The 9,732-nt window shown below is 71.9% G+C and carries 7 protein-coding genes; 1 reads left to right on the plus strand and 6 read right to left on the minus strand.

The features are described from left to right. Positions 1 to 45: 45 nt before the first annotated feature. From J1M41_RS06175 to guaB, 4 genes are all read right to left on the minus strand, one after another. The gene (locus J1M41_RS06175; RefSeq protein WP_036340922.1) at positions 46 to 594 is read right to left on the minus strand and encodes a DUF3817 domain-containing protein; all 549 of its coding nucleotides are present in this window, start codon (positions 592 to 594) and stop codon (positions 46 to 48) included. Continuing rightward, positions 591 to 1,553 (minus strand): SURF1 family protein, encoded by a 963-nt coding sequence (locus J1M41_RS06180; protein ID WP_098094654.1) that lies wholly within the window; start codon positions 1,551 to 1,553, stop codon positions 591 to 593. Before J1M41_RS06180 ends, J1M41_RS06175 begins: the two co-directional genes overlap by 4 nt. A 47-nt stretch (positions 1,554 to 1,600) precedes the next feature. Beyond that, entirely contained in the window at positions 1,601 to 2,737 is a 1,137-nt protein-coding gene (locus J1M41_RS06185) for a GuaB3 family IMP dehydrogenase-related protein (RefSeq protein WP_098094651.1), read from the minus strand. 92 nt (positions 2,738 to 2,829) lie between these two features. Next, the gene (gene guaB, locus J1M41_RS06190) at positions 2,830 to 4,374 is read right to left on the minus strand and encodes an IMP dehydrogenase (protein WP_206451382.1); all 1,545 of its coding nucleotides are present in this window, start codon (positions 4,372 to 4,374) and stop codon (positions 2,830 to 2,832) included. A gap of 185 nt (positions 4,375 to 4,559) precedes the next feature. Between guaB and J1M41_RS06195 the strand changes: the two genes are divergently transcribed. Then, on the plus strand, positions 4,560 to 5,993 hold the full coding sequence (locus tag J1M41_RS06195) for a dicarboxylate/amino acid:cation symporter (RefSeq protein WP_206451383.1): 1,434 nt from the start codon (positions 4,560 to 4,562) through the stop codon (positions 5,991 to 5,993). Position 5,994: 1 nt separating this feature from the next. On the opposite strand, the gene J1M41_RS06200 is transcribed toward J1M41_RS06195, so the two are convergent. Then, positions 5,995 to 7,950, minus strand: a complete 1,956-nt coding sequence (locus J1M41_RS06200; protein ID WP_206451384.1) for a BCCT family transporter — start codon at positions 7,948 to 7,950, stop codon at positions 5,995 to 5,997. A gap of 121 nt (positions 7,951 to 8,071) precedes the next feature. Next, the gene (groL, locus tag J1M41_RS06205; RefSeq protein ID WP_061867094.1) at positions 8,072 to 9,679 is read right to left on the minus strand and encodes a chaperonin GroEL; all 1,608 of its coding nucleotides are present in this window, start codon (positions 9,677 to 9,679) and stop codon (positions 8,072 to 8,074) included. Positions 9,680 to 9,732: the final 53 nt, after the last annotated feature.

Below are 9,732 nucleotides of genomic sequence, written 5' to 3' on the forward strand. Positions count from 1 at the left end.
GGGTGGGGGGCATTCTGCGTCACCCGTCCAGGATAGTCGAGGCGCTCAGTAGCGCCGCGCGGCGTCCGGGAAGCGGTGCAGCTCGTCCCGGACCACGCGGGTCATGCGCTTCTCCACCACGAAGGACAGGAACGGCACGACGCCGCCGCCGGCCATCGCCAGCAGGCGCAGCGGCTCCCAGCGCATCAGGGACCACAGGCGGAACGAGGCGAGCAGGTACACCACGTACATCCAGCCGTGGGCGATGAGGATGAACAGGGACAGGTTCACTCCCCCGGTCACGCTGTCCGTGGGGTGCAGCCCCAGGCCGTTGGCCTCTCCGTCCAGGGTGGTGCCGCCCGCGTAGAGCTCCACGTGCATGCCGTACTTCAGCACCATCTCCGCCACGAGCAGCAGGAGCATGATGCCGGTGATCCACGCGCACACCACGTAGAGGCGGGTGGCGGAGCGGATCTGCTGCTGGGTGCCGGCGAAACGGCGATGCTCCCGGCCTGGCCGCGGGGGCGGCTCGGGCAGGTCGGCCTCCGTGATGTCCTCGGGATCCGGCAGGCTCGCCGGGTCCACCGGCTGGGGGCCGGGGTGCTGGGTGCTCATCGGCTCTGCTCCTCTCGGGGCCCACGGGGGCCCGGGTCGCGGGGGTCGGGGCGCGCGGCCCCGTCGTCGTGGTCCTGGCGTGGGTGCGCCGCGGACTGTGCCGCGACGGCCCGCTCCTTGGCCTCGCGCGCGGCCGCCCGGCGCCGCTCGAGCTCCTCGGCGCGCCACTGCGCGGCCCACTCCTCGTCGAGCCGGCGCTCGTGCTCGTCCCGGACGTGGTCGTCGCGGACGAACCGCCACCACAGGAACAGGGCGAAGCCGGCGAAGAGCATCCATTCCACGGCGTAGAAGACGTTGAGCCAGATGATCTGGGTCTCCTCCGGCTGCGGGGCCACCCACACCGGCTCGAGCCCGCCGGGGCCGGCCGCGCCCGTCTCGGCGCCCGCGGCGTCGACCATCTCGAACGCCGCGACGTACGCCGCGTAGGACGGCTCGTCCCACACGTTCACCAGCTGGGCCGGGGCCAGGCTGCGGTACAGGAGCCGGTCGGCGGTGTCCTCGGCCGCTGCCTCACGCGGCAGGGGCCCGTCCGGGGGCAGCAGGCGTCCGGTGACGGTGACCTGCCCGGCGGGCGCGGGGTCCACGACGTCGGCGCGGGCCGACCAGCCGCGGACCACCGGGACGACCTCGCCGTCCGGGGCGCCGGCCACCCGGAGGGCCGTGACCGTCCAGTAGCCGTCGCGGCCGTTCAGCAGGCGCGGGCCGACCAGGACGTCCGTGCCGGGCACGAACTCCCCTTCGACCGTGACGACCTGGTCTGCCTGCGAGCCGAGCAGGGCCTCGTAGGGGCGCACGTGCTCCAGGAACGGCACGGCGTGCTCGGTCTGGGTGCGCGGCGGCGGCGCGTTCGTCTCCGCGGACTCGAACTGCCACTTGGACAGCGCCACGAAGACCGCGGCCGCCACGAGGGCCAGCACCAGGGTGGCCAGCCAGACGGGCTTGAGGGCGGTGCGCAGCACGCCGTATCAACTCTTCCGGTCGGGGTGCCGCCTCGGGGCGGCGGGGATCAGACGGTCTGGGTGGGGGTCACGAGGACCTCCACCTTCTGGAAGTCCTTGAGCTCGGTGTAGCCGCAGGTGGCCATGGCGCGCTTCAGGCCGCCCATCAGGTTGGACGTGCCGTCCGCGTGGCGGCCGGGCCCCCACAGGACCTCCTCGAGCGGAGCCACCTGGCCCACGTGGGTGCGGTGCCCGCGCGGCAGCTCCGGGTGGGCGGCCTCGAGGCCCCAGTGCCAGCCGCCGCCGGGGGCGTCGGTGGCGCGGGCCAGGGCGGCGCCCAGGACGACGGCGTCCGCACCCATGGCGATCGCCTTGACGATCTCCCCCGAGGTGGAGACGCCGCCGTCGGCGATCACGTGCACGTAGCGGCCGCCGGACTCGTCCATGTAGTCGCGGCGCGCCTCGGCGATGTCCGAGATGGCCGTGGCCATCGGCACGCGGATGCCCATGGCGTGGCGCGTGGTGGTGGACGCGCCGCCGCCGAAGCCGACGAGCACACCGGCCGCGCCGGTGCGCATCAGGTGCAGGGCCGGCGTGAAGCCGGCCGCCCCGCCCACGATCACGGGCACGTCCAGCTCGTAGATGAACTGCTTGAGGTCCAGCGGCTCCTGGGTGGAGGAGACGTGCTCGGCCGAGACGGTGGTGCCGCGGATGACGAACAGGTCCACGCCCGCCGCCACGACGGTGCGGTAGAACTCCTGCGTGTTCTGCGGGGTCAGCGAGCCCGCGACGACGACGCCGGCCTCGCGGATCTGTGCGAGGCGCTCGGTGATCAGATCGGGGCGGATGGGGGCCGCGTAGGCCTCCTGCAGCTTGCGGGTGGCCTCGGTCCCGGCCGGGCCGGCCTCCAGGGCGGCGATCTCCTCGAGCAGCGGGCGCGGATCCTCGTGGCGGGTCCACAGGCCCTCGAGGTTGAGGACGCCGAGACCGCCCAGCCGCCCCATCGCGATGGCGGTCTCCGGACTCATCACGGAGTCCATGGGCGCACCGATCACGGGCATGTCGAACGTGTAGGCGTCGATGCGCCACGTGAGGCTGACGTCCTGGGGATCCCGGGTGCGCCGCGCGGGCACCACGGACACGTCGTCGAGGGAGAAGGCCCGGCGGCCGCGCTTGCCGCGGCCGATCTCAATCTGGTTCGTCACCGGGCCAGCCTAGCCCAGGCGCCACGGGGCGGCGCCGACCGTGTCGTCGGCGCCGCCCCGTCCGGGGGCTCCCCCCGGACCCGACGTGCGGGTCAGCGCGAACGGTAGTTCGGCGCCTCGACGGTCATCATGATGTCGTGCGGGTGGGACTCCTTCAGGCCCGCCGCGGTGATGCGCACGAAGCGGCCGTTCTCCTTGAGATCGGCCACCGTGGACGCGCCCGTGTAGAACATCGTCTGGCGCAGGCCGCCCACGAGCTGGTGGACCACCGAGGCGATCGGGCCCCGGAAGGGCACCTGGCCCTCGATGCCCTCGGGGATCAGCTTGTCCTCGTCCGGCACGTCCGCCTGGAAGTAGCGGTCCTTGGAGAAGGAGCGCGTGCCGTTGCGGGTCTGCATGGCGCCCAGGGAGCCCATGCCGCGGTAGGTCTTGAACTGCTTGCCCTGGTAGAACACGAGGTCGCCCGGGGACTCGGCCGTGCCGGCCAGCAGGGAGCCGAGCATCACCGAGTCGGCGCCGGCCACGAGGGCCTTGCCGATGTCACCGGAGTGCTGCAGACCGCCGTCGGCGATCAGCGGGACGCCCGCGGGGCGCGTGGCCTTGGCCGCCTCGTAGATGGCGGTGATCTGCGGGACGCCGACGCCGGCCACCACACGGGTCGTGCAGATCGAGCCCGGGCCCACGCCCACCTTCACGGCGTCCGCGCCGGCGTCGACGATCGCCTTGGCGCCCGCGTAGGTCGCGGCCTGACCGCCGATGACGTCGACGTGCGCGGCCGCCTTGTCCTTCTTCAGGCGCGCGATCATGTCCAGCACGCCGTGCGTGTGGCCGTTCGCGGTGTCCACCACGAGGGCGTCCACACCCGCCTCGACGAGCGCCATGGCGCGCTCCCAGCCGTCGCCGAAGAAGCCGACGGCGCCGCCGACGCGCAGGCGGCCCTCGTCGTCCTTCGCGGCGTCCGGGTACTGCTCCGCCTTGTCGAAGTCCTTGATGGTGATCAGGCCGGTCAGGCGGCCCGCATCGTCCACGAGCGGCAGCTTCTCCACGCGGTTCTGGGAGAACAGGCGGATGGTCTCGGCGCGCGAGACGCCCTCCTGCGCGGTGATCAGCGGCATGCGGGTCATGGCGGTGTCCACCGTGCGGGTGGCCCACTCCTCGCGCGGGATGAAGCGGGTGTCGCGGTTGGTGATGATGCCCAGCAGCGTCATGTCCTCGGCCACCACCGGCAGGCCCGAGACGCGGTACTGGGCGCACAGCTCGTCCAGGTCGGCGAGCGTGGCGTCGGGGCCGATGGTCACGGGGTCCTTGATCATCCCCGACTCGGAGCGCTTCACGGTGTCCACGTGGCGGACCTGGTCCTCGATGGACAGATTGCGGTGGATGATGCCCATGCCGCCCTGGCGGGCCATGGCGATGGCCAGCGGGGCCTCGGTCACGGTGTCCATCGCCGCGGAGACGATGGGGATGTTCAAGCGGATGTTGCGGGTCAGCCGGGTGCCCGGGTCCGCGTCCGCGGGGATCACGTCCGTGGCGTTGGGCAGCAGCAGGACGTCGTCATAGGTGAGGCCGAAGAAGCCGAAGGGATCCGAGGAGGAGTGGACGGGCTCGGGGCTGGGACCGGTGCTGGTGGTGGTCACGAAGGCGCCTTTCGGGACGGGTGTTTCCGCGATTCTATGCCCGGGGGTCAAACCGGCGACCCGGGTGCGGGCCACGTCACAGGGCCTTCGCACTGGGCCACGTGGGGACGAGACGGACGTCACCACGACGTCACATGGCGCAATCCGTTTCGGCGTCATGGTATTGGACTGCCTAACCTCCCCGGATGAGCACCGCACAGTCCTCCCCCGCACCGGCGCCCCGACGCCGGCTCCCCGCCTGGACGTCGAACTTCGGCTGGCAGATCGCCGCCGCCCTCGTCCTCGGCCTCGTCCTGGGCCTGATCGCCCGCGCGACGGGGCACACCGCCGAGCACCCGACCTGGCTCGGTGAGACGCTGGCCACCGTCGGCAGCATCTACATCAGCCTGCTGAAGGCCGCGGTCGTCCCGCTGGTCTTCTTCGCCGTCGTCGCCTCCATCGCCAACCTGGCCCAGGTGACCAACGCGGCCCGCCTGGCCGCCAAGACCCTGCTCTGGTTCGCCATCACGAGCCTGATCGCGGTGCTCATCGGCCTCGCCGTCGGCGTCGTGCTGCAACCGGGCGTGGGCACCGGCCAGACCGCGCCGGCGTCGTACCAGGCCAAGGACGTCGGCTGGCTCGACTTCCTGACCTCCCTGGTGCCGGCGAACTTCCTCGGCCTGACCGTCAAGACCACGGCGGGCGAGGACGGCGCGCTGGCCTCCTCCCCCACGTTCAACGTGCTGCAGATCCTCGTGATCGCGATCGTCGTGGGCGTGGCCGCGCTCAAGGTCGGCGAGAAGGCCGCCCCGTTCCTCACGTTCTCCCGCTCGGTGCTCGCGATCATCCAGAAGCTGCTGTGGTGGATCATCCGCCTGGCCCCGATCGGCACCATCGGCCTGCTGGGCAACGCCGTGGCCTCGTACGGCTGGTCCACGATGGGCACCCTGGCCAAGTTCGTGGTGGCGATCTACGTGGGCCTAGCCCTCGTGATGCTCGTGGTGTACCCGCTGCTGGCGCGCCTGCACGGGCTCTCCGTCAAGCAGTTCTTCACCGGCGTGTGGCCGGCGTTCCAGCTCGGCTTCGTCTCCCGCTCCTCCCTCGGCACGCTGCCCGTCACCCAGCGGGTGGCCGAGCGCAACTTCGGCGTGCCCACCGGCTACGCCTCCTTCGCCGTCCCGCTGGGCGCCACCACCAAGATGGACGGCTGCGCCGCGATCTACCCGGCCGTGGCCGCCGTGTTCATCGCCCAGTTCTACGGGATCGAGATGAGCCTGAGCCAGTACGCCCTCGTGGCGCTCGTGTCCGTGCTGGGCTCGGCCGCGACCGCCGGCACCACCGGCGCCACCGTGATGCTCACGCTCACGCTGTCCACCGCCGGGCTGCCCCTCGAGGGCATGGCCCTGCTCCTGGCCGTCGACCCGATCGTGGACATGGGCCGCACCGCCCTCAACGTGTCCGGCCAGGCCCTCATCCCCGCGCTCGTGGCCTCCCAGGAGGGCATCCTCGACCGGGACCGCTACGACGCCCCGCGCGGCGACATCTTCGGCGAGGACGAGGAGGAGATCGTCGAGGCCCGCGCCCACGCGACCGCCGACTCCCGCGCCGAGCTCGTCGGCACCCCGGAGCCGCGCGCCTGAGTCAGCGACCGGACGGGCCCGCTCCGGCGGGCCCGTCCGCGCCGTCCCCGTCCCCCTCGTCCAGGTACTCGCCCAGCACGTAGTCGTAGTCCACGGGGTTCCCGTCCTCGTCCGTGCGGCGGTACCAGTCGGTGATCTCCGCGGCGGTGGAGTCGAACCCCTCGCCGGCCGCGTACCAGCTGCCCGGCGGGGTGCGCTCCACCGTGAACGCGAAGTCGTCCCCGTGCTCCACCAGACCCCGCACCGTCGCCTTCTCGACGGCGGCCCGCTGGTACCGGTCACGGATCGCGAAGGGGTCGTTGGCCAGTTCGCGCTGGAGCGCGACCGCCATGAGGACGAGCACCACGGTGAACGGCAGCGCCGTGATGGTGATGAGGTTCTGCAGGCCGGTGAGCGCGGTGTCGCCGCCGGTCAGCAGCATCACGACGGCGATGCCCGCCATGCACAGTGCCCAGAACACCGTGATCATGCGGCGTGGGGCCGGGTCGCCGCGCTGCGAGAGCTGCGAGTTCACGATCGAGGCGGAGTCCGCCGTCGTGATGAAGAAGACCGCCAGCATGATGATCACGACCGGGGCCACCAGCCCGCCGCCGGGCAGCTGGTCCAGGACCACCCAGAAGATCTCCGCCGGCGCAGGCAGCGAGGCGGCCGTGCCGTCCGGCGCCACGGAGCCCCGGGTCCGCTGCAGCCAGATGGTGGTGCCGCCGATGATCGTGAACGCGCCCACGATCACCGCGGCCGGGATGAACAGGGCGCCGAGGACGTACTGGCGGATGGTCCGGCCCTTCGAGATCTTCGCCATGAACACGCCCACGAACGGGGCCCAGCTGACCCACCACGCCCAGTAGAAGATCGTCCAGTTGGAGAGGAACTCCTGCATGTCCTCCCCCTCGGCCATCGAGGCGCCGAGGGCGTCCGGGGCGGAGGAGACGTAGTCCATCAGGACGCCGGGCACGATGTTCAGCAGGAACGCCGTCGGGCCGACGACGAAGAAGAACAGCGCCAGGCCGAGGGCGAGCAGCATGTTGATGTTGGACAGCCACCGGATGCCGCGGGCCACACCAGACACCGCCGAGACGATGGTGCCGATCGTGAGCACCACGATGATCCCCAGCGCCACCGTGTTCCCCGGCGCCGACCACCCCGAGACGATCTCCACGCCGCGGCCGATCTGCAGGGCGCCGATGCCCAGCGAGGCCGCCGTGCCGAACAATGTGGCGATGATCGCGAGCCCGTCGATCAGGCGCGCGCCGACCGAGTCGCTGCGCGGGGAGTCGCCGAACAGCGGCGCGATGATCGAGCTCATCAGCGGCACCCGGCCCCGGCGGTAGGACACGTAGCCGACCGACAGGCCGACGATCGCGTAGATCGCCCACGCGTTCACGCCCCAGTGCAGCGCGGCCTGGGCCAGCGCGCCCGTCACCGCCTCCTCGCTCCCCGCCTCGTACGCCCCCGGGCGCGGGGCCAGGTAGTAGGTCAGCGGCTCGTACGGGCCGAAGAAGATGATGCCGATGCCGATGCCGGCCGCGAAGAGCATGGCCGACCAGCTCGCCGTGGAGTACTCGGGCTTCTCCCCGTCCAGGCCCAGCGGGATCTCGCCGTACCGGGAGAACGCCAGGACCAGCAGGAACACCACCATCCCGATGGCCAGCAGGACGAACAGCCAGCCGGCGTGGACCATCACCCAGTCGAGGGCCGCGCTCGAGACGGCCAGCACGGCGTCCGGCTGCAGCACACCCCACACCACGAAGCCGACCACCAGCAGGCCGACGACGGCGAGGATCACCCGGTCCACGCCGTAGCGCACCCGGCGGTCCTCCACGGACACGCCCGGCACGAGGGCCGGGTGGATGCCGTGCGGATAGGAGAACTCGCGGACGAAGCGGCGCAGCCGTGGCCGGGCCGGGGTCCGGGTCGTGTGGGACCCGGTGGGACGGGGCGGCGTGGGTGTGTCCATGGGCACACCATAGAGGGCACCCCGGACGGCCGGCGTCTCCCGCCCGGACGACGACGGCCCCTCACCCGGGCGGGTGAGGGGCCGTCGTCGTCGGCCGGCCGCGTCAGGGCCGACGGAGGGGTCAGTGCTGGTGGTCGGCCTCGTCCTCCTCAGCGGGCTTGTCCGCCACGAGGGTCTCGGTGGTCAGCACGAGGGCCGCGATGGAGGCGGCGTTGGCGAGCGCGGAGCGGGTCACCTTGACCGGGTCGATCACGCCGTCGGCGATCAGGTCGCCGTAGACGCCGGTCTTCGCGTTGAAGCCGTGGTTCGGCTCCAGCTCGGCGACCTTGGAGACCACCACGTAGCCGTCCTCGCCCGCGTTCTGGGCGATCCAGCGCAGCGGCTGCTTCAGGGCCTTGCGGACGATGTCCACGCCCACGGCGGCGTCGCCGGTCAGGGCCTGGACGTCGGCGTCGGTGTCGAGCGCGGTCAGCGCGTTGATGAGCGCGGTGCCGCCGCCGGCCACGATGCCCTCCTCGAGGGCGGCGCGGGTCGAGGACACGGCGTCCTCGATGCGGTGCTTGCGCTCCTTGAGCTCCACCTCGGTGGCGGCGCCCACGCGGATCACGCCGATGCCGCCGGAGAGCTTGGCGAGGCGCTCCTGGAGCTTCTCGCGGTCCCAGTCGGAGTCGGTCGCGGCGGACTCGGCCTTGATCTGGGCGACCCGGGCCTCGACGTCCTCGGCCGCACCGCCGCCGTCGACGATGGTGGTCTCGTCCTTGGTGACGGTGATGCGGCGGGCGGAGCCGAGCACGTCCAGGTCGGCCTGCTCGAGCTTCATGCCGAGGTCCGGGGAGACGACCTGGGCGCCGGTGAGGATCGCGATGTCCTGCATCATGGCCTTGCGGCGGTCGCCGAAGCCCGGGGCCTTGACGGCCACGACGTTCAGGGTGCCGCGGATCTTGTTCACCACGAGGGTGGACAGGGCCTCGCCCTCGATGTCCTCGGCGATCACGAACAGCGGCTTGTTGGCCTGCAGGACCTTCTCCAGCAGGGGCAGCAGCTCCTGCACGTTGGAGATCTTGCCCGAGTTGATCAGGACGTAGGCGTCCTCGAGCACGGCCTCCTGACGCTCGGCGTCGGTGACCATGTACGGGGACAGGAAGCCCTTGTCGAACTGCATGCCCTCGGTGACGTCCAGCTCGGTGGAGGTCGTGGAGGACTCCTCGATGGTGATGACGCCGTCGGTGCCGACCGTGTCGAACGCGCGGGCCAGCAGCTCGCCGACCTCGTCGTTCTGGGCCGAGATGGCGGCCACGTGGGCCACCTCCTGGCCCTCGACCGGGCGGGCGTTCTCCTGCAGGCGCTGCTCGACGGCGGCCACGGCCACCTCGATGCCCTTCTTGACCTCGCCCGGCGCGGCGCCGGCGGCGACCTGGCGCATGCCCTCGTTCACGAGCGCCTGGGCCAGCACGGTGGCGGTGGTGGTGCCGTCGCCCGCGATGTCGTTGGTCTTGGTGGCGACCTCCTTGGCGAGCTGGGCGCCCATATTCTCGTACGGGTCCTCCAGCTCCACCTCACGGGCGATCGTGACGCCGTCGTTGGTGATGGTGGGGGCGCCCCACGCCTTGTCGAGCACCACGTTGCGGCCCTTGGGGCCGAGGGTGACCTTGACGGTGTCGGCGAGCTTGTCGATGCCGGCCTGGAGGGCGCGGCGTGCGTCGTCGTTGAAAGCCAGCTGCTTGGCCATGACGGACGCTCCTTTCGTTCAGGGAGTCAGGGGGTGCGGGGACGCGAGGGGCC

Source organism: Micrococcus sp. KRD096 (assembly GCF_017168495.1).
GTDB classification, from domain to species: Bacteria; Actinomycetota; Actinomycetes; order Actinomycetales; family Micrococcaceae; genus Micrococcus; species Micrococcus luteus.

What these genes read in the sequence shown, in the direction of transcription:
- groL (WP_061867094.1), bottom strand. Translation starts at nt 9,679, where the DNA reads ATGGCCAAGCAGCTGGCTTTCAACGACGACGCACGCCGCGCCCTCCAG.
- J1M41_RS06200 (WP_206451384.1), bottom strand. Translation starts at nt 7,950, where the DNA reads ATGGACACACCCACGCCGCCCCGTCCCACCGGGTCCCACACGACCCGG.
- J1M41_RS06175 (WP_036340922.1), bottom strand. Translation starts at nt 594, where the DNA reads ATGAGCACCCAGCACCCCGGCCCCCAGCCGGTGGACCCGGCGAGCCTG.
- J1M41_RS06195 (WP_206451383.1), top strand. Translation starts at nt 4,560, where the DNA reads ATGAGCACCGCACAGTCCTCCCCCGCACCGGCGCCCCGACGCCGGCTC.